Consider the following 18,401-nt stretch of genomic DNA (forward strand, 5'->3'; position numbering starts at 1 on the left):
CTAAAGTACCCGCCATTCCGCGGGCACCCGCACGCGGCCGGCAAGGGAGCGAATCGTGCTGATCCCCCACGACACCCGGATCGCCCTCGACACCGTCGTCGATCTGATGAACACCGCGCCCCAGGGCGAGCGCACCGACGAGCTCGCGGACCTCCCGGAGCTCCACGACTTCCTGCACGCGCACAAGGTCAGCGGCGTGGGCGATCTCGTCCCCGACGACCTGCGCGCCGTGCGCGACGTGCGCGAGAAGTTCGCGGCGGTCTTCTCCGCCCCCGAGGCCCGGATCGCGGCCCCCCTGATCAACCAGCTGGTGGCGGGTGCGGGCACCACCCCGCAGCTCACCGACCACGACGGCTACGACTGGCACGTGCACTACTTCGCGCCGGGCGCGTCCGTGGCCGACCACCTGGCGGCCGACTGCGGCATGGCCCTCGCCTTCATCGTCGTGGCGGGCGAGCAGGAGCGGCTGCGGCGCTGCGAGGCGCCGGACTGCGGCCGGGCCTTCGTCGACCTCTCGCGCAACCGCTCGCGCCGGTACTGCGACAGCCGCACCTGCGGCAACCGTCTGCACGTGGCCGCGTACCGGGCGCGCCGCAAGGAGGCCGCGGGCTGACGGGGCCCGCCACGGGGGTCAGAGCACGAAGAGGTCGTGCACCGCGGCCAGGAGGAGCAGACAGCCGATCACCCCGAGGAAGATCATCAGCGGTGGCTGGGAGAGCGCGAACAGGCAGCCGCGCGGCTCTTCGGCAGGGGCGTCGGTGGCGGCGGGCACGGGCTCCCGCGAGGTATCCAGCATCTCGGGGGGATGATGGCGCACCCCGCGGCCGGCGAATCCCGCAACACGCCCCACCGCGGGGGCCGTTCACCCCTTCCCGTGGATCACGGAACGGGGACGGACACCGGAATCGCCAGAAGTGATCAGATTCCGTGCTTCTTCAGAATCGCCTCGATGTCGCTGAAGTCCTCACCGGCGGGCTGGGCGGCCTTCGGCTTCGACGTCACGGCGCGCGAGGGCGCCGACGCGGCCGGGGCCACGGCTCTCTGCTCGGCTCCCCCGGCGGTCACCTCACGCCCGGCCCGGCGCCGCTCCACGGCCCGGGTGGACAGGAAGAGCAGCCAGGCGAGCCCGAGCACGCCGAAGCCGGCCCAGGCCACCGGGCTGAAGGCCGTGTCGACGAGCCAGTCGACCGCGCCCGTCATCACCAGACCGAGCGGCACCAGGGAGTAGGCCGCGATGCGGGCGGCGGACAGGAACTTCTTCCGGTACGCCGAAATCGCGGCGATGCCCAGGCCCGCCGCGGACACCGCGGAACAGATGGTCTCGGCGAGCATGCGATCCTCCAGGTGCCGGGCGATACGTCCCTTCCATCCTGCACCGCCGGGACCGCCCGGGGCCATGCCCCGAGCCCGGTCTCAGGGAGATCTCCGGGTCCCCCGGCCGGGATCTCCTTCCCAGGGAGCAGTGAGGGAGACTGCTGCCATGAACGAGTCCACCACCGCACCCGCCTCACCCGTCGTCCTGGAGGCGTGGTTCGACCTCCAGTGCCCCGACTGCTTCCAGGCCCTCGACGACGTCCACGCGCTGCGCGAGACGTACGGCGACCGGCTCGACGTACAGCTGCGCCACTTCCCGCTGGCCAAGCACAAGCACGCGTACGCGGCCGCGCAGGCCGCCGAGGAGGCCTTCGAGCAGGGCAAGGGCTGGCCGTACACGGAGGCGCTGCTCGCCAGGACCGCCGAGCTCGCCCAGCGGGGCGAGCCGGTCCTCCTGGAGGTGGCCGCCGAACTGGGCCTGGACGCCGAGGAGTTCGACACCGCCCTGATCGACGGACGGCACCTCCTGACGGTGGACGCCGACGAGGCCGAGGGCAAGGCGATCAAGGTCACCGGCACCCCGACCTACGTCATCGGCGGCGAGCGCCTGGACGGCGGCCAGAGCCAGGAGGGCCTGCGGGAGCGGATCGGGACGATCGCCGACCGCCTCCTGGGGGCCTAGGCCCGGTCCGGCGGATCATGGCCGGGGCCTGGCCTGTGCCTGGTCAGAGCAGCGGCTTGGCGCTGTTCACGAGGATCGTGCGGTAGCCGAGCGACTCGTAGAGCCGGATCGCCGGGGTGTTGCCCGCGAACACGTGCAGTTCGATGAGGCGCTCCCCGGCCTCCAGGGCGTGCTGCTCGGCGAGCAGCATCAGGGCCCGGCCGTAGCCCTTGCCGCGCTCCCCCTCGACGACCTCGACCTCGAAGACGAAGCCCGTCGCCTTCCCGGGCTCGCGCTCCAGGCGGCCCACCCAGAGATAGCCGACGACCTGCCCGTCGCGCACGCCGACGCTGATGGCGACGCCGGGGGTCGCGAGGCCCTGCGGGAGGAAGCGGCGGCTGCTGCCCTCGGCCTTGGCGAGCGCCTGCTCCTCCGGGACACCCCGGTCGATCCAGCTCTGCGCGAAGGCGGCCCGGGCCTTCGCCGACCACGCGTCGAACTCCTCCTGGCTCGCCGGCCGGTGCTCGAAGCCCTCCGGGAGCCGCGGCGGCTCGGCCGGAAGCTCCTTGAGCATGTTCCGGCTGCGCTCGGTGTACCCGAGCGAGCGGGCCATCCGCAGCGCGGCCTCCGCCTCCGCCGGCACCGAGACCTGCACCTCGCCGCAGCCCCAGCCGCGCAGCACCTCCTCCGAGGCGAGCGCCGCCACCGTGCCCCGCCCGCGCCCCCGGTCGGGCTCGTCGACCAGGAGGCGGTCGATCAGGCCGGAGGCCTGGCCGAAGGCCTGATCGGTGGCGAGGTGGACGGAGCCGACCCGGCGGCTGTTCACGCAGATGTCGAAGGTGCGGGAACGGCCGCCGTCGGCGGACTGCTGAAGCGGCTCGGTCGGCCGCAGGGTGGTGGTCATCACGGGTGTTCTACCCATCCGGGCACCACCCGTCATCCGGATTTACGCGAGCCGGGGATCCCGGTCCCCCGCCGCCCGCTCCCCGAAGATCCGCATCGCCTTGGCGGTGACGGGGCCGGGCGCGCCCGCGCGCTCGCGTCCGTCGACCCGGTGCACGGCCTGGACGTCGCGCAGGGTCGACGTCAGGAAGATCTCGTCGGCGCTCTCCAGGACCTCGAACGGCAGGTCGGTCTCCTCGGCGCCGGTCCACTCCACGGCGAGGGCCCGGGTGATGCCCGCGAGGCAGCCGGAGGAGACCGGCGGGGTGAGGATCCGGCCGTCGACCACGACGAAGACGTTGGAGCCGGTGCCCTCGCAGAGCCGCCCCACGGTGTTGGCGAAGAGCGCCTCGGAGGCGCCCTCCTCGCGCGCCCTGGCGAGGGCGACGACGTTCTCGGCGTACGAGGTGGTCTTGAGACCGGTGAGCGCGCCGCGCTCGTTGCGGGTCCAGGGGACGGTGATCACGGCGGTGGAGTCGGGGCGGCGGCCGGTCTCGCCGAGGGCGACGACCAGGCTCGTCCCCGCGTCGCCGCGCTCCGAGCCGAGCGGGGAGAGACCGCCGGTGTACGTGATGCGGAGCCGGCCGAGCTCCATCGGGTTGGCCTCAAGGACGGCCGCGCAGGCGCGGCGGACCTCGTCGAGGTCGGGGTCGGGCAGGCCGAGACCGCGGGCCGAGCGGGTGAGGCGCTCCAGGTGGAGGGTGAGAGCAAACGTTTCGCCGCGGTCCGCCTTGACCGTCTCGAAGATGCCGTCGCCGACGGTCAGTCCGTGGTCCAAAACGGAGACCCGGGCGGTCTCCGCGTCGTGCAGTCCGCCGTTGACCCAGAGTTTCATCGAGAAGTGGCCCTTCCGCTCGCCTCGGAGACGTCCGCGCCCGGGGCGCCTGACGCGTAGGCGCCCGACGCTATCGCGACGAGCCGGGCCGCCTTCAGCTCGGTCTCCTCCCACTCGCGCTCCGGGTCGGAACCCCAGGTGATCCCGGCACCCGTGCCGAAGCGGAGCACACCCTCGGGGCGGTCGATCCAGAAGGTGCGGATGCCCACGGCCAGCTCGCCGGTGCCCGCGTCGGCGTCGACCCAGCCGATGCCTCCGCAGTACGGCCCCCGGGGCGCGGTCTCGAGCGCCTCGATGATCCGCAGCGCGCTGGACTTGGGCGCGCCGGTGACGGAGCCGGGCGGGAAGGTGGCGGCGAGCAGCTCGGGCCAGCCGGCGTCCTCGCGGAGGAGGCCGGTGACCGTGGACACCAGGTGGACGAGCCCGGGGTGCTCCTCGATCGCGCAGAGTTCGGGGACGGCGACGCTGCCGGTCTCGCTGACGCGGCCCAGGTCGTTGCGGACCAGGTCGACGATCATCACGTTCTCCGCGTGGTCCTTGGGCAGGAGGTCGGCGGCGGTGCGGCCGGTGCCCTTGATGGGGCCGGAGGAGATCAGGGCCCCTTCCCTGCGCAGGTACAGCTCGGGGGACGCGGTGGCGATCTCCACGCCGTGGGCGGGCAGGCGAATCGTTCCGGCGTAGGGGGCGGGGTTGCCCCGGGCGAGCAGCGCGGTGAGGGCGTCGACGTCGGCGCCGGCCGGGTCGGGCAGCGGCGCGGTCAGCACCCGGCAGAGGTTCGCCTGGTAGACCTCGCCGCGCGCGATGTGCTCGCGCACCCGCCGTACGCCCGCGGTGTACGCGGCGCGGTCGAGCGAGGACGTCCAGTCACCGGCGGAGGGACCGCGCCAGGCGCCCGGGACGGGCGCGGGGACCGGATCGGGCCGGACGTCCCCGAAGCGCGCGCAGGTGAGGCGCCCTTCGAAGTCCGCGCAGACGGCCCAGAAGCCTGCGGAGTCGAGTGCCTCGGGATCGTGGGTGACGTCCCGGAGGTCGGTCGCGACGAGGCCGCCGAAGCGGGCCAGAGGAGCAAGGTCGTGCACGCATCGAGTCTAGGTCGGGCGGAGGGGGACCATGGCGGTCGCGTGCGAGGGGGGCGTGGGCGGCGCAGGGGTGGAGCGTGGGCGGGGGCTTCCTGTCGTCCCGGGGGCACGGTGGGTGAACAGCGTTCGAACCCTCCGGGAGGCCCGGCCGGGCGCGGCGAAGGGCCCGCAGGTCAGCACGCTGCGGAAACGCGTTTTTGTACTGGCCCAGGAATCCGCTAGAGTTCAACACGTCGCCGGGACGCGCAAGCGGAACGGAAACGACAAGCGGACGTGGCTCAGTTGGTAGAGCATCACCTTGCCAAGGTGAGGGTCGCGAGTTCGAATCTCGTCGTCCGCTCGATGTGGGGGATCTTCCCGAACCCCCGTATTCACTCCTGGTGGAGTGGCCGAGAGGCGAGGCAACGGCCTGCAAAGCCGTCTACACGGGTTCAAATCCCGTCTCCACCTCCAAGGACGATTAGCTCAGCGGGAGAGCGCTTCCCTGACACGGAAGAGGTCACTGGTTCAATCCCAGTATCGTCCACTGGATCTTCGGATCCTGGATCCACGGATCCCCCGCGCGATTAGCTCAGCGGGAGAGCGCTTCCCTGACACGGAAGAGGTCACTGGTTCAATCCCAGTATCGCGCACCACACTTCACGCACCCCTCGGGTGCGCCCGCGCGATTAGCTCAGCGGGAGAGCGCTTCCCTGACACGGAAGAGGTCACTGGTTCAATCCCAGTATCGCGCACGCAGTACAGGCACCCTCGGGTGTACCCGCGCGATTAGCTCAGCGGGAGAGCGCTTCCCTGACACGGAAGAGGTCACTGGTTCAATCCCAGTATCGCGCACCACACGGAGAAGCCCCCGGCCGCAGCTCGCGGCCGGGGGCTTCTCCGTTCCCCGGTCAGGAGGAGAAGAGCATCCGCCCGAAGCCGCCCTTGCGGTAGTGGCCGCCGTGGTGACCACCGTGGTGGCCGCCGTGGTGCGGGGCACCCCAGGCCGGCGCGGCGGGCGCGCCCTGCGCCGGGTAGGCCGGCGGGGCGGGCGGGGCCTGCTGGACCCACTGGGACTCCAGGCGGGTCAGGGCCTCCAGCTCGCCGTAGTCCAGGAATATGCCCCGGCAACCGCTGCACTGCTCGATCTGGACGCCGTTGCGGTTGTACGTGTGCATGGCCGCATGGCACTTGGGACACTGCATGCTCGGCTCAACTCCCTGACATTGCCGTTCGAATGGTGGCTTCACCCTACGTGGACGCCGAAAGGGCCTACCCGGTTCGATGCCCGGCGATGCGGGCGCAGGTGTCGATCATCACTTCCTCGACCTCGTCGAGCGGCCGGCACTCGGCCGTGGACTTGGCGAGGGCCAGCGCGGCGGTCTGGACCGTCAGCGCCCGTGCGGGCACGTCGAGTCGGGCCCACGGATCGCCGTCCACGGCCGGGCCGCCCGCCTCCTGGTACGCGCCGAGGAACCGCGTCCAGATCTCCGGCGGCAGGATGCCGGCGGCGAACCAGGCGGCGGGCCGGGACAGGTCCCAGGCGGGGTCACCCAGGCCGAGGTCGTCGATGTCGATCAGCCGCCAGGGCGCTTCCCCGGTGCCGGGGCGGGGGGCTCGGACCAGCTGGCCCAGGTGGAAGTCGCCGTGGCACAGGAGTCGGTGCGCCGTCGCGGGGGCGTCGGCGACCGTCCGCCAGGCGTCCAGGACGGTGGCGGCGGCCGGGTGCTGCGGGACCGTGCGGCGCATCCGCTCCACGGCGAGGGCCACCTTCACGGGGGCCCTCATGTCCGGGAGCCGTTCGGCGCGGCCGGGCGGGGGCGGGGTGCGGTGCAGCAGGGCGAGGAGCCGCGCCGCCTCCTCCCACGGTGCGGCGTCGGGGTCCTCCGGGTCGACGGGCGGCCCGTACGGCCAGACCGTGACCGGGCGCCCGTCCAGCGCGTCGGTGCCGGGCCGCGGCAGGGGTACGGGCAGGGGCGGCAGGAAGACGCCTGCGACGTCCTGGTGGCCGGCCAGCGCGAGCCGTACGCGATGGGCCTCGGGGTCGGTCCCGGGCGCGTGCGCCTTGGCGACGAGATCCCCGTGCCGTACGACGGTCCCGTCGTCCCGGTCGGCCAGCACGCCGACGACGGCGCCCGCGCAGCCGCAGGGCTCACCCGCCGGATGCGCGGCGGTGCGGGCCAGGGCGGCGAGGGGGTGGAGTGGGGGTGCGGAGGGCGCGAAGGGTGTGGAGGGCGCGGAGGGTGTCGGGGGTATCGGTGTTGCGGCCACTCGTGGAGCGTACGGGGTGGGCGCTCCCCCGCCGGCCGTCCTTCCGGGAACGCGCGAGGGCCGGTCAGCTCCCCAGCTGACCGGCCCCACGCTGCCGTCCGCCGCACCCCCGTCCCCACGGGGCTGATGGCCGGATGTCCCGACCCGGGCCGCTCTCCCGGGTCCGGGGCGCCTCTCAGCGCCCCAGCATCACGCCCACGGACGACGCCTGTGTGACCACCGCTTCCCAGCCGCCGAAGACGACCACGAGCAGGGCCGCGAGAGGGAGGACCATGGCCGTGGCCACCAGGGGGTGACGGCGGCCGGAGGGCCGGGCGGTCGTCCGCGGTGCCGTGTAGGCCATGGTTCCTCTCCTGTCGTGTCTGGCGCGGCGGGTGCGTGACCTCGGGGGACGAGTGCTGCACCCGCCGCTTGACCTCAACACTAGGGAGCCGCAAGCTCCGGGACGTCATGCCCGCGTACCGACTTCCGGGCCTCCCGGAGGATGACGCCCGCCCGTGCGGCGTACTCCCCTGGGTGGAGACGGGGGTCCGGAACCCGGGGTCTTCCCGGAGGGGACGGTGCGCAAGAGTGACATCGGTCACTTCCCCGGGTGCCGGGTGCGCGGCCCTCCGCTCCGGCCGGGTCCGGAGGGGCCCGGAGGCGCCCTCCGGGGCGTGCTGCTCTGCTCGCGTCCGCACGTCAAGTGGGTTTTCCCGACGGGGGGTTGGCGCCCGGCTCCGTTGCCGCCGGTCCCCCGGTGTCCCCCTCAGCACTGACAATCGATCCCGGTGCGAGGGCGCGGCCTATGAGCGCCTGCGGGCGCCACTACGTAAGCTGTGCCACGTCGAACGGACGAGGGGACGGACATGGCGATGATGCGGCTCCGGCGCGAGGATCCGCGGATCGTCGGGTCGTTCCGGCTCCACCGCAGGCTGGGGGCCGGCGGGATGGGCGTCGTGTACCTGGGGTCCGACCGGCGCGGCCAGCGGGTGGCGCTGAAGGTGATCCGGCCCGACCTCGCCGAGGACCAGGAGTTCCGCTCGCGGTTCGCCCGCGAGGTGTCGGCGGCCCGGCGCATCCGCGGCGGCTGCACGGCCCGTCTCGTCGCCGCCGATCTGGAGGCCGACCGCCCCTGGTTCGCCACCCAGTACGTGCCCGGCCCCTCGCTGCACGACCGGGTCGCCGAGGAGGGCGGACTGCGCGCCGCCGACGTGGCCTCGATCGGGGCGGCGCTCTCGGAGGGCCTCGTCGCCGTCCACGAGGCCGGGGTCGTGCACCGCGACCTCAAGCCGTCGAACATCCTGCTGTCGCCCAAGGGGCCTCGGATCATCGACTTCGGGATCGCCTGGGCCACCGGGGCCAGCACCCTGACCCATGTCGGCACCGCCGTCGGATCGCCCGGCTTCCTCGCGCCCGAGCAGGTGCGCGGCGCGGCCGTCACCCCCGCCACCGACGTCTTCTCGCTCGGTGCCACCCTCGCGTACGCGTCGATGGCCGACTCCCCCTTCGGGCACGGCAGTTCCGAGGTCATGCTCTACCGGGTCGTGCACGAGGAGCCCCAGCTGCACGGGGTGCCGGACGCTCTGGCGCCGCTGATCCGGGCCTGCCTCGCGAAGGACCCCGAGGACCGGCCCAGCACGCTCCAGCTGTCGATGCGGCTCAAGGAGATCGCGGCGCGCGAGGCCCAGGGACTGCCCGTCTCCCGGCCGCCGGTGCAGCGCGAGCGCGCCGAGGAGCGGAGCACCGTCCGGCCCACCGAGCGGTACACCGAGCGGGACGTGCCCGGTCGTGGCCCCGAGCGGGGCGGAGAGCGCGGTGCGGAGCGTGAGCGGGGTGCGGAGCGTGAGCGCGGTGCCGATCGGGGGCAGCGTGGGACCGGGGCCGCGGCGCGGCCCTCGGCCGGTCCCCGGACCGGTGGTTCGCGCGGGCCCCAGTCCCGTTCCGGTACGCGGCCCGGCGCCCGTTCCACCTCGACCGGGCGCCGGCCCGCCAACCCCCGTCTGCTGCGCCAGCGGCTCTTCGTCTTCGTGGTCGTGACGCTCGTCGTGGCCCTGGGGATCGCCGCCGCGCAGGCCCTGCAGAGCTGAGGCCGAGGGTCAGGCCTCCGGGCGGCCCGTCGCCACCGCGTAGAACGCGACGGCCGCCGCCGCGCCCACGTTCAGCGAGTCCACGCCGTGGGCCATCGGGATGCGGACCCACTCGTCGGCGGCACGCAGGGCCTGCGTGGACAGGCCGTCGCCCTCCGCCCCGAGCATCAGCGCCACGCGGTCCAGGCGGTGCGGGGCGGCCTCGTCGATCGAGGTCGCCTTCTCCGCCGGGGTGAGCGCGAGGAGCTTGAAGCCCGCCTCCCGTACCGTCTCCAGGCCCCGGGGCCAGCTCTCCAGACGGGCGTACGGGACGGAGAACACCGCGCCCATCGAGACCTTCACCGAGCGCCGGTACAGCGGGTCCGCGCAGTCCGGGGACAGCAGGACCGCGTCCATGCCGAGCGCGGCGGCGCTGCGGAAGATGGCGCCGATGTTCGTGTGGTCGTTGACCGACTCCATGATCACCACACGGCGGGCGCCGGCGAGGAGGTCGCCGGCCTCCGGCAGCGGCTTGCGCTGCATCGAGGCCAGCGCGCCCCGGTGCACGTGATAGCCGGTCACGCGCTCGGCAAGCTCCGGCTGGATCGCGTACACCGGCGCCGGGACCTCGTCGATGACGTCCCGCATGACGTCCACCCACTTGGCGGAGAGCAGCATCGACCGCATCTCGTACCCGGCCTGCCTGGCCCGGCGGATGACCTTCTCGCCCTCCGCGATGAACAGGCCCTCGGCCGGCTCGCGCCTGCGGCGCAGCTCGACGTCGGTCAGGCCGGTGTAGTCGCGCAGGCGCGGGTCGTCGGGATCGTCGATCGTGATGAGTTCGGCCACGAGGTGATACTGCCTTGTCCGGGGTGTGGTGCCAATGTGTGCGACGGGGTTCCGTTACCCCGGGTTACTTCGTGAGCTTGTCCGGCCCCTCGGCGACCACCGGGCCGATGACGATGACCGCCGGCGGACGCACCTCCTCCGCCGCTACGACGTCGGCGACGGTGGCGAGGGTGGCGTCCACGCGGCGCTGGGTCGCGGTGGTGCCCTCCTGGATCAGGGCGAGGGGGGTGTCGGGGGACTTGCCGTGGGCGATCAGCGCTTCGGCGATCTTGCCGATCTTGTCCACGCCCATGAGGATGACCAGCGTGCCGGTGAGCTTCGCCAGCGACGCCCAGTCGACCAGCGAGCGCGGGTCGTCGGGGGCCACGTGGCCGCTCACGACGGTGAACTCGTGAGCCACCCCTCGGTGCGTCACCGGGATGCCGGCCGCCCCCGGGACCGAGATCGAGCTGGAGATGCCCGGGACCACCGTGCAGGCGATGCCCTCGGCCGCCAGGGCCTGGGCCTCCTCCATGCCGCGGCCGAAGACGAAGGGGTCTCCGCCCTTGAGGCGGACCACCGACTTGCCCTGCTTCGCGTGCTCGATGAGCGCGTTGTTGATGGCCTCCTGGGCCATGAAGCGGCCGTACGGGATCTTCGCCGCGTCGATCACCTCGACGTGCGGCGGCAGTTCGTCCAGGAGGTCGCGCGGGCCGAGCCGGTCCGCGATCACCACGTCCGCCTCCGCGAGCAGCCGGCGGCCGCGGACCGTGATCAGGTCCGGGTCGCCGGGGCCGCCGCCGACCAGGGCCACGAAGGGGGTGCGGGCGCGGTGCGTCGGTGCGGCGATCGAACCGTCCCTCAGACCTTCCAGGATCACGTCCCGTACGGCCGCCGAGCGGCGGGGGTCGTGGCCCGTCAGCACGGCCACCGTGACGCCTTCGCCCCGGCCCGTCGCCGGGGTCCAGGCGGTCGCCGCCTCCGCGTCGTCCGCTCGTACGCACCAGGTCCTGGTGCGCTCCGCCTCGGCCGAGGCCGCCGCGTTGGCGGTCGCGTCCGTGGTCGCCACCAGGGCGTACCAGGCGTCCGCCAGGTCGCCCTCCTCGTACCTGCGCTTGATCCAGGTGATCTCGCCCGTCTCCGCCATCGCGTCCACGGACGGGGTCGCGGACGGGGAGATCAGGGTGATCTGCGCGCCCGCGGCGATCAGGGCCGGGAGTCGGCGCTGGGCCACCTGGCCGCCGCCGAGGACGACGACGCGGCGGCCGGCGAGGCGCAGCCCTACGGGGTAGGCGGGGTGCTCGGTGTTCTCTGCTGCCATGGGTGAGCGGCTCCTCGGAGAGCGTGCGGTGCGGGCGAGGGTGCCGCTGCTGCGGTGGAGCGGCTCTGCACGGTCACGATAGCGGTGACGTGGGGGTTGCTGGGTGTGATGGATGTCCCGCCCCGGCCGGTGGGTGGGTGGGTGGGTGGGTGCGGGGGATGCTTCCGGCCGGTGGGTGGGTGGGTGGGTGCGGGGGGACGCTTCCGGCCGGTGGGTAGGTGCGTGGGGGACGCTCCGGAACCGGGTTCGGGACTGCATGATTTACGGCGCCTGCGGGGCCATCAGATGCCTGGGCGTTTCTCACGCGCCACAAATCACGCTTTACGTCCCGAACCCGGTTCCTGCGCGTCCCCCACTCCCGTGAGTGGGCGGGGGGACGCGCCGCGGTGCTACTTCTCGGTGACTCCCGCCGAGTCGAACGTGGCCACCTCGTGCATCGCTCGGGCCGCGCTCTGGACCAGCGGGAGGGCCAGGAGCGCGCCCGTTCCTTCGCCGAGGCGCAGGTCCAGGTCGACCAGCGGGCGCAGGCCCAGCTTGTTCAGGGCCGCCACGTGGCCGGGCTCGGCGCTGCGGTGGCCCGCGATGCACGCCGCGAGGGACTCGGGGGCGATGGCGCGGGCGACGAGGGCCGCCGCGCCCGTGGAGACGCCGTCCAGGATGACCGGGGTACGGAGCGAGGCCGCGCCCAGGATCAGGCCCACGAGGGCCGCGTGCTCCAGGCCGCCGACCGCCGCCAGGACGCCGATCGGGTCCGCCGGGTCCGGCTTGTGCAGGTCCAGGGCGCGACGGACCACGTCCACCTTGCGGGCGTGCGTCTCGTCGTTGATGCCCGTGCCCCGGCCCGTGACCTCGGCGGCGTCCACGCCCGTGTAGACCGAGATCAGGGCGGCCGAGGCGGTCGTGTTGGCGATGCCCATCTCGCCTGTGAGCAGGGCCTTGTTGCCCGCCGCCACGAGGTCTCGGGCCGTTTCGATGCCCACCTCGATCGCGGCCAGTACCTCTTCGCGGGTCATCGCGAGGCCCGTGGTGAAGTCGCCCGTGCCGGGGCGGACCTTGCGGGGCAGGAGACCGGGCGTCGCCGGGAGTTCCGACTTGACGCCCACGTCGATGACGCAGACCTCCGCCCCGACCTGGTTCGCGAAGGCGTTGCAGACCGCTCCCCCGCCCAGGAAGTTGGCCACCATCTGGCCCGTGACCTCCTGCGGCCACGGGGTCACGCCCTGGGCGTGGACACCGTGGTCTCCCGCGAAGATCGCGACCGCGGCCGGCTCCGGGATCGGGGGCGGGCAGACGCGGGACAGGCCCGAGAGCTGCGCGGAGATGATCTCCAGCATGCCCAGCGCGCCGGCGGGCTTCGTCATGCGCTTCTGGCGTTCCCACGCCTCGCCGAGCGCCTTCGCGTCCAGCGGGCGGATGTTCGCCACGGTCTCCTGGAGGAGGTCGTGCGGCTCCTCGCCCGGCAGGGCGCGGCGGCCGTACGTCTCCTCGTGGACGACCCACGCCAGCGGACGGCGCTTGGACCAGCCCGCCTGCATCAGCTCGGGCTCCTCCGGGAACTCGTCGACGTAGCCCACGCAGAGGTACGCGACCACTTCCAGGTGCTCGGGAAGGCCCAGCGAACGGACCATCTCGCGCTCGTCGAAGAAGCTGACCCAGCCGACACCGAGGCCCTCGGCGCGGGCCGCGAGCCAGAGGTTCTCCACGGCGAGCGCCGAGGAGTACGGGGCCATCTGCGGCTGCGTGTAGCGGCCGAGCGTGTGGCGGCCGCCCCGGGTGGGGTCGGCGGTCACCACGATGTTCACCGGGGTGTCGAGGATCGCCTCGATCTTCAGTTCCTTGAACTGCTTCGCCCGCGCCTTCGGCAGCGACTTGGCGTACGCCTCGCGCTGACGCTGCGCCAGCTCGTGCATCGTCTGCCGCGTCTCGGCGGAACGGATGACGACGAAGTCCCAGGGCTGCGAGTGCCCGACGCTGGGTGCGGTGTGCGCCGCTTCGAGGACTCGGAGGAGTACCTCGTGCGGGATCGGGTCGCTGCGGAAGCCGTTGCGGATGTCGCGGCGCTCGCGCATCACACGGAGGACGGCCTCGCGCTCGGCGTCGTCGTAGCCGGGGGCCGGGGGGGTGTCGGGGCGCGTCTCCGTCTCCGTCTCCGTCTCCAGCTCCGGCGCCGACTGCGGCTGCGTTTCCGGCTGCGGCTGCGTCTCCGCCTGCGGCTGTGTCTCCGGCTGTTCGTCGGTGGTGACTTCGACGGCCGGGGCCTCTGCCGGTGCTTCGGCTGCCGGCGCTTCGGCGGTCGGCTGAGCCTCGGGCTCGGGGGTCGGCTCGGCGGCCGGGGTCTCGGTCGGTGCGGCCTCGACCGCTGCGGGCGCCTCCACGGGGGCGTCCACCGGGAGCTCCGGCGCGGCCTCGGCCACTGCCGGCTCCTCGACGGCGGGCTCCAGGAGGGCCTCCACGACGGGCTCCACGGCCTCCTGAGCGGGCTCTTCCTGGACCTCGGCGGCCTGGGCGGGCTCCTCCACGGCGGCCTGCGGGGCCTGGGCGGGCTCCTCCACGGGCTGCGCGGGCTCGGCCGGGGCCTCGGCGGCGGGCTCGGTCGGCTGCGGCTCGGGCTCCTGGGCCGGGGCGATCACCTCTGCGGCGGGCTCGGCCTCGCGGGGCGCGGGGACCACGACCTGGGGCTCGGGGGCCTCCTCCGGGGCCGTCTCCACGGCCTCGGCCGGGACCTCCGCCACCGGAGCCACGGGAGCCGCCGGAGCCACGGGCGCCTCGGCCGGGGCGGGCTGCTCCGCGAGCGGCGCGGGCTCGGCGAGCGGGGGCACCTCGGCCGCCGGGATCGGGGCCAGGTGCGGGGTCGTCGGGACGGAGCCCTCGACCTGGACGAACTGGGCCGTCGGCGGGACGACCGTTTCTGCGGGTGCCTGCGGCTGCGCGACCCACGGCTCGGCACCCTGCGGGGCGAGCTGCTGGTCCTGCGCGATCTCGAAGTACTCGGGGCCGGTGGTCGGCGGGCCCGGGTTCCGCACCGGCATCGGGGCGGGGGCCGTGGCCACGACCGGCTCGGGGACCGGTGCGGGCTGCGGGGCCGGCGCGGGAGCGGCGGCCGGGCCGCGGTCGGCGAGCGAGAGCACGACGCCGCCGGTGGCGTCGGGCACCGGCGGGCCCATGTGCAGCGGGCGGCGGGCCGGCGGCGGGGCCGGGGCGGCGGGCGGGGGCACGCGGACGCCACCGAGGTCGACGGAGCCGGTGTCACGGCCGGCCGCCTCGTGGGCGCCGGTGTCGAGGATGCCCGGCTCGTAGCCGTGGTCGGTGACCACGGGGACGCCGTGCGCCGGGGTGCCGAGCGGCACGCCCTGCGGCGGGGTCTGGCCCTGGGGGGCCGTCAGGACGTCGGCGAGCGCGACCCCGTCGGGGAGCGGGCCCGTGAGCGGGTCCGGCAGGGGGTCGGTGAGCGGGTCGCCCATCGGGACCTGCGGCGCCGGGACGGCGGCCTGCACTTCCTGGGGCGGAAGGACGGGGGCCGGTACGGCGACCGGCGGCGCGGGCACGAAGCCCGGCGGGTGCTCGCTCCAGGCGCCCTGGGCGCCCGGCATCAGCAGGATGTCCTCGTCCTCGGTGGTGTGCCCGGAGGGGTCCAGGAAGGTGTACGCGTCCGGAGCGGGGATGCCCGGCTGCTCGACCATGCCTGCGTTCTCCGGCAGTCCCTCGCCCGGGACCTGGCCGGTGTCCGTCATGCGTACCCCTCGCCCATCGCTTGTGCTCCTTCAGACCTGCGCCCGTCGACAAGAACGAGCGCGCGCGCCGCGCGGCACGAAGCACGCACTGACACCCACACATTGTCGCGGCATTCGGCCATCGTGGCAGGGAGATCTGCCACGGTGCGCTGTGGACTGCGCCACGTCGCGCGGTCCCCCCTTGTCACGTACCACATCAGTGGCACAAAGCGGCCACCCATTCGGGACATTGACGAACAGACCGCCGAACGTCCCGGTGCGGTACAACAATCGGCCAGCCTACCCTGCCCCGGTGGGGCGGCCGGATCACGGGGCTCGGTCGATCCTGCGTCCGGACAGCAGGAACACGACCGAACGCTCGCGTTCCGACCAGTCCTCCGGATCGAGTCCGACGGTCTGCAGGAGGAGGCTCTCGACGGCGTATCCGCCGTCGCCGAGGGCGGCTCCGATCGCCTCGGCCTCGTCGCGGGTGGAGGCGTGGGCGACGATCCGTTCCGGGCGCCGGTCGGTGCAGGCGGTGACGACGGGGACGCCGCCGGCCGCGATCCGTACGACGTCGGGTTCGGGCAGGCTCTCCAGGACGTGCGGGGCGCGGCCCTGGACGGTCTGGAGGGGGACCCCGTGGCGGCGGGCGGCCCGTTCGGTGCGGGCGCAGGCGGCCGGGTCGGTGTCCACGGCGATGACGGCGGCGCCGAAGCGGGCGGCCTCGACGGAGAAGGCGCCGCCCGCGCAGCCGATGTCCCAGACGAGGTCGCCCGTGCGGGGGCCGAGGCGGGCGAGTTGGGCGGCCCGGAGGGCGGGGTCCGTGCCCGCGCCGGTGTGGGCCTGTCCGGTTCCCGGGCCTTCGCCCTCGGAGTCGTACTCCTCGGTGGGAAGTCCCCAGCCGCGGACCGTGCGCGCGGCCGGGTCCTGGCCCATCAGCCAGGGGGCGGTGGGGGTGCCGCCGACCGCGCCGCCGATGACGAGGACGACGTTGGGGTCGCGCCAGACGTGGTCGGCGGCCTTGTCGGAGGTGAGGACGGACACCTGTTCGCGGTCGGTGCCGAGTTCCTCGCAGACGACGAAGGTGCGGTGGACCCCTTCGAGGAGGAGGGCGAGTTCGGCGGGGCCGGCACCCGGTGAGGTGAGGACGGCGACCTTGGGGTGGGCGCGGCAGACGTTGACGGCGCGGCGCAGGGTGCGCTGGTGGGCGACGACGATCCGGGCGTCCTCCCAGGGCATGCCGGCCCGTGCGAAGGCGGCGGCGACGGAGGAGACGGCGGGGACGACCTCGACCTCCAGGCCGTGTTCGGGGGCGCGCAGGGTGCGGACGACGCCGAAGAAGCCGGGGTCGCCGTCGGCGAGGACGACGGCGGTGCCGCGGTGCAGGGCGATGCGGCGGGCGGCGAGGTCGACGCTGCCGAGGCGGATGCGTTCGGCGGCGGGGGGCACCTCGGGCAGCGCCAGGTGGTGGGCGGCGCCGGCCACGAGGGTGGCGGCGGAGAGCGCGGCCCTGGCCGCCGCGGTGAGGGGCGAGCCGTCCCAGCCGATCACCGTGACGCGGTCGGCCATCGTCGTCTGTCTCCCTGTGTCGTCGCAGGTCGGGGGCGTGCCGAGCGTACCCCGGGATCGTTCTCCGGGGGCTCAGCTCCAGTCGGTGTACGAGGAGTAGCCGGCCTCGGCCATCTGGTCGGCGACGCCGTCGAGGTCCTCGGGGAGGAGGCCCCAGACGATGAAGTCGGTGCGCAGTTCGGTCCAGCTGCCGTCCTCGGTGCGCGTGCGGGCTATGCAGGCGTTGCGCAGGACGCCTTCGCTGATGCAGCCGATCTTCTGGGCGACCTGCTGGGAGGCGGTGTTGTCGGCGGCGGTGCGCAGTTCGAGGCGCTCGAACTTCTGGTCGCCGAAGAGCCACTGGGCGGTGGCGAGCGCGGCCTCGGAGGCGTAGCCCTCGCCGCGGGCCCAGGGGGCGATGATGTACGACATCTCGGTGGAGCGGACGCGCCAGTCGGTGTCGGCCAGCTGGACGATGCCGACCAGACGCTGGGTCAGGAACTCGGTGACGGCGAGGTCGAGGCCCCGTCCCGCGGCGCGTTCGGTGGGGGCGTACTCGGTGATCCAGCGGTGTGCCGCGGCCTCGGTGTAGGGCTGGGGCACGGCCGTCCAGGCGGCGACCATCTCGTCGTTCATCATCTCGGCGAGGGCGGGGGCGTCCGCCTCCTCGAGCGCGCGCAGCACCAGCCGGTCCGTGTTGATGGAGATGTCCGGAAAGGTGGTAGTCATGCGCAGCTCCATGCCGTGGACCGTCCGAATCGACCGTGAACGCACAGCATGCAGCATGCGACTGCCGGTGCGCATGGCCGGGTCGGGTGTCGGGTGGGGGTGTGGCGAAGGCCCCGCGCACCGGACGGGGTGCGGGGGGCCTTCTGCTCAAGGACTGTACGGGGGAACCGGTCTGACGGTCCCTCGGACGTGGTTCCTGCTCTCCGGGCCTTACTTGGCGACGTCGAAGGCGGGGATGACCGAGCCCTTGTAGGTGTCCTCGATGAACTTCTTCACCTCGGGCGAGTGCAGGAGCTTGACGAGCTTCTGCACGCGGGCGTCCTTCTCGTTGCCCGCCTTGACGGTGAGGATGTTGGCGTACGGGTTGCCCTGGGCCTTCTCCAGGGCGAGGGCGTCCTTCGTCGGGGAGAGCTTGGCCTCGATGGCGTAGTTGCCGTTGATGACGGCGGCGTCCACGTCGTTCAGGGCGCGGGGCACGGTGGCGGCCTCCAGCTCCTTGAACTCCAGGCCCTTCTTGTCGGTGATGTCGGACAGCTTGGCGTCGGTGCCGACACCGCCCTTGAGGGTGATGAGGCCGTTGTCGGCGAGGAGGTGGAGCGCGCGGCCCTCGTTGGTGGTGTCGTTCGGGACGGCGATGGTCTGGCCCGCCTTGATGTCCTTCACCGACTTGAGGTTCTTGGAGTAGAGGCCCAGGGGCTCCAGGTGGACGTCGGCCACCGGGACGATGTGGGTGCCGTTCTTCTTGTTGAAGTCGTCGAGGTACGGCTTGTGCTGGAAGAAGTTGGCGTCGACCTGGCCGGTCTCGGTGGCGGTGTTCGGCAGGACGTAGTCCGTGAACTCCTTCACCTCCAGCTTCAGGCCGGCCTTCGCGGCCAGGTTGTCCTGGACGAACTTCAGGATCTCGGCGTGCGGCGTCGGGGACGCGGCGACGACGAGGGGCTTGTCGGCGGCGCCGGCCGCGTCCTTGGAGGAGGACGGGTCCGAGGAGGTGCCGCAGGCGGTGAGGCCGAGAGCCAGGGCGGCGGTGGCGGCGATACCGGCGGTGAGCTTGATGTTCTTGCGCACGAAGAGTGCCTCTTTCAGGTGGAGCGGTGGACGCCTGGACAACAAGTCCGGGCTGTTCTTCGACAATC

At 73.4% G+C, this 18,401-nt stretch carries 17 protein-coding genes and 6 tRNA genes; 9 read left to right on the forward strand and 14 right to left on the reverse strand.

Annotated elements, in window-relative coordinates:
* The first annotated feature begins 55 nt into the window (after positions 1-55).
* Positions 56-613, forward strand: a complete 558-nt coding sequence (locus ACZ7HT_RS19070) for a CGNR zinc finger domain-containing protein (RefSeq protein WP_471166916.1) — start codon at positions 56-58, stop codon at positions 611-613.
* Positions 614-631: 18 nt separating this feature from the next.
* Here ACZ7HT_RS19070 and ACZ7HT_RS19075 read toward each other — a convergent pair whose 3' ends face one another.
* Both ACZ7HT_RS19075 and ACZ7HT_RS19080 read right to left on the reverse strand, forming a co-directional pair.
* Entirely contained in the window at positions 632-796 is a 165-nt protein-coding gene (locus ACZ7HT_RS19075) for a hypothetical protein (RefSeq protein WP_467018740.1), read from the reverse strand.
* 122 nt (positions 797-918) lie between these two features.
* A complete protein-coding gene (locus ACZ7HT_RS19080) occupies positions 919-1,332 on the reverse strand; it encodes a hypothetical protein (protein ID WP_471166920.1) in 414 nt (137 codons plus the stop codon).
* Between the two features lie 148 nt (positions 1,333-1,480).
* On the opposite strand from ACZ7HT_RS19080, the gene ACZ7HT_RS19085 reads away from it, so the two are divergent.
* On the forward strand, positions 1,481-1,996 hold the full coding sequence (locus ACZ7HT_RS19085) for a DsbA family protein (protein WP_471166923.1): 516 nt from the start codon (positions 1,481-1,483) through the stop codon (positions 1,994-1,996).
* Positions 1,997-2,039: 43 nt separating this feature from the next.
* Here the strand turns inward: ACZ7HT_RS19085 and ACZ7HT_RS19090 are convergent, their stop codons facing one another.
* From ACZ7HT_RS19090 to ACZ7HT_RS19100, 3 genes are read right to left on the reverse strand one after another with little or no spacing between them, the layout of a single operon-like run.
* Positions 2,040-2,879 (reverse strand): GNAT family N-acetyltransferase, encoded by an 840-nt coding sequence (locus ACZ7HT_RS19090; RefSeq protein WP_471166926.1) that lies wholly within the window; start codon positions 2,877-2,879, stop codon positions 2,040-2,042.
* 42 nt (positions 2,880-2,921) lie between these two features.
* Positions 2,922-3,752, reverse strand: a complete 831-nt coding sequence (locus ACZ7HT_RS19095) for an aminotransferase class IV (protein ID WP_471166929.1) — start codon at positions 3,750-3,752, stop codon at positions 2,922-2,924.
* Positions 3,749-4,831: a chorismate-binding protein gene (locus tag ACZ7HT_RS19100; protein ID WP_471166931.1), complete on the reverse strand. Its 1,083-nt coding sequence runs from the start codon at positions 4,829-4,831 to the stop codon at positions 3,749-3,751. Before ACZ7HT_RS19100 ends, ACZ7HT_RS19095 begins: the two co-directional genes overlap by 4 nt.
* A 267-nt stretch (positions 4,832-5,098) precedes the next feature.
* Here ACZ7HT_RS19100 and ACZ7HT_RS19105 point away from each other — a divergent pair.
* The 6 genes from ACZ7HT_RS19105 to ACZ7HT_RS19130 all read left to right on the forward strand — a co-directional run bounded on the left by ACZ7HT_RS19105 (position 5,099) and on the right by ACZ7HT_RS19130 (position 5,668).
* A tRNA-Gly gene (locus tag ACZ7HT_RS19105) sits at positions 5,099-5,171 on the forward strand.
* Positions 5,172-5,210: 39 nt separating this feature from the next.
* Positions 5,211-5,284, forward strand: a tRNA-Cys gene (locus ACZ7HT_RS19110).
* Between the two features lies 1 nt (position 5,285).
* Positions 5,286-5,357 (forward strand) — tRNA-Val (locus tag ACZ7HT_RS19115).
* A gap of 34 nt (positions 5,358-5,391) precedes the next feature.
* A tRNA-Val gene (locus tag ACZ7HT_RS19120) sits at positions 5,392-5,466 on the forward strand.
* Between the two features lie 27 nt (positions 5,467-5,493).
* Positions 5,494-5,565, forward strand: a tRNA-Val gene (locus ACZ7HT_RS19125).
* A gap of 28 nt (positions 5,566-5,593) precedes the next feature.
* Positions 5,594-5,668, forward strand: a tRNA-Val gene (locus ACZ7HT_RS19130).
* Between the two features lie 53 nt (positions 5,669-5,721).
* Here ACZ7HT_RS19130 and ACZ7HT_RS19135 read toward each other — a convergent pair.
* The 3 genes from ACZ7HT_RS19135 to ACZ7HT_RS19145 all read right to left on the reverse strand — a co-directional run bounded on the left by ACZ7HT_RS19135 (position 5,722) and on the right by ACZ7HT_RS19145 (position 7,424).
* Complete coding sequence (locus tag ACZ7HT_RS19135) at positions 5,722-6,015, reverse strand: TFIIB-type zinc ribbon-containing protein (RefSeq protein ID WP_123450453.1); 294 nt, start codon at positions 6,013-6,015, stop codon at positions 5,722-5,724.
* A 67-nt stretch (positions 6,016-6,082) separates the two neighbouring features.
* Complete coding sequence (locus ACZ7HT_RS19140) at positions 6,083-7,081, reverse strand: phosphotransferase family protein (RefSeq protein WP_471166935.1); 999 nt, start codon at positions 7,079-7,081, stop codon at positions 6,083-6,085.
* Between the two features lie 175 nt (positions 7,082-7,256).
* Positions 7,257-7,424 (reverse strand): hypothetical protein, encoded by a 168-nt coding sequence (locus tag ACZ7HT_RS19145; RefSeq protein ID WP_181924680.1) that lies wholly within the window; start codon positions 7,422-7,424, stop codon positions 7,257-7,259.
* A gap of 505 nt (positions 7,425-7,929) precedes the next feature.
* On the opposite strand from ACZ7HT_RS19145, the gene ACZ7HT_RS19150 reads away from it, so the two are divergent.
* Positions 7,930-9,150: a serine/threonine-protein kinase gene (locus tag ACZ7HT_RS19150; protein WP_471166940.1), complete on the forward strand. Its 1,221-nt coding sequence runs from the start codon at positions 7,930-7,932 to the stop codon at positions 9,148-9,150.
* Positions 9,151-9,159: 9 nt separating this feature from the next.
* Here the strand turns inward: ACZ7HT_RS19150 and ACZ7HT_RS19155 are convergent, their stop codons facing one another.
* The 6 genes from ACZ7HT_RS19155 to ACZ7HT_RS19180 form a co-directional block, all read right to left on the reverse strand.
* A complete protein-coding gene (locus ACZ7HT_RS19155) occupies positions 9,160-9,978 on the reverse strand; it encodes a TrmH family RNA methyltransferase (RefSeq protein ID WP_471166944.1) in 819 nt (272 codons plus the stop codon).
* Between the two features lie 64 nt (positions 9,979-10,042).
* On the reverse strand, positions 10,043-11,278 hold the full coding sequence (gene cobA / locus ACZ7HT_RS19160; protein ID WP_471166948.1) for a uroporphyrinogen-III C-methyltransferase: 1,236 nt from the start codon (positions 11,276-11,278) through the stop codon (positions 10,043-10,045).
* Between the two features lie 389 nt (positions 11,279-11,667).
* A complete protein-coding gene (cobT, locus tag ACZ7HT_RS19165; RefSeq protein ID WP_471166951.1) occupies positions 11,668-15,009 on the reverse strand; it encodes a nicotinate-nucleotide--dimethylbenzimidazole phosphoribosyltransferase in 3,342 nt (1,113 codons plus the stop codon).
* A gap of 306 nt (positions 15,010-15,315) precedes the next feature.
* Complete coding sequence (gene cbiE, locus ACZ7HT_RS19170; protein WP_471166954.1) at positions 15,316-16,560, reverse strand: precorrin-6y C5,15-methyltransferase (decarboxylating) subunit CbiE; 1,245 nt, start codon at positions 16,558-16,560, stop codon at positions 15,316-15,318.
* Positions 16,561-16,632: 72 nt separating this feature from the next.
* Entirely contained in the window at positions 16,633-17,268 is a 636-nt protein-coding gene (locus tag ACZ7HT_RS19175) for a GNAT family N-acetyltransferase (RefSeq protein WP_471166957.1), read from the reverse strand.
* 210 nt (positions 17,269-17,478) lie between these two features.
* The gene (locus tag ACZ7HT_RS19180; protein ID WP_471166960.1) at positions 17,479-18,333 is read right to left on the reverse strand and encodes a MetQ/NlpA family ABC transporter substrate-binding protein; all 855 of its coding nucleotides are present in this window, start codon (positions 18,331-18,333) and stop codon (positions 17,479-17,481) included.
* Positions 18,334-18,401: the final 68 nt, after the last annotated feature.

Source organism: Streptomyces sp. NPDC037410 (assembly GCF_055602235.1).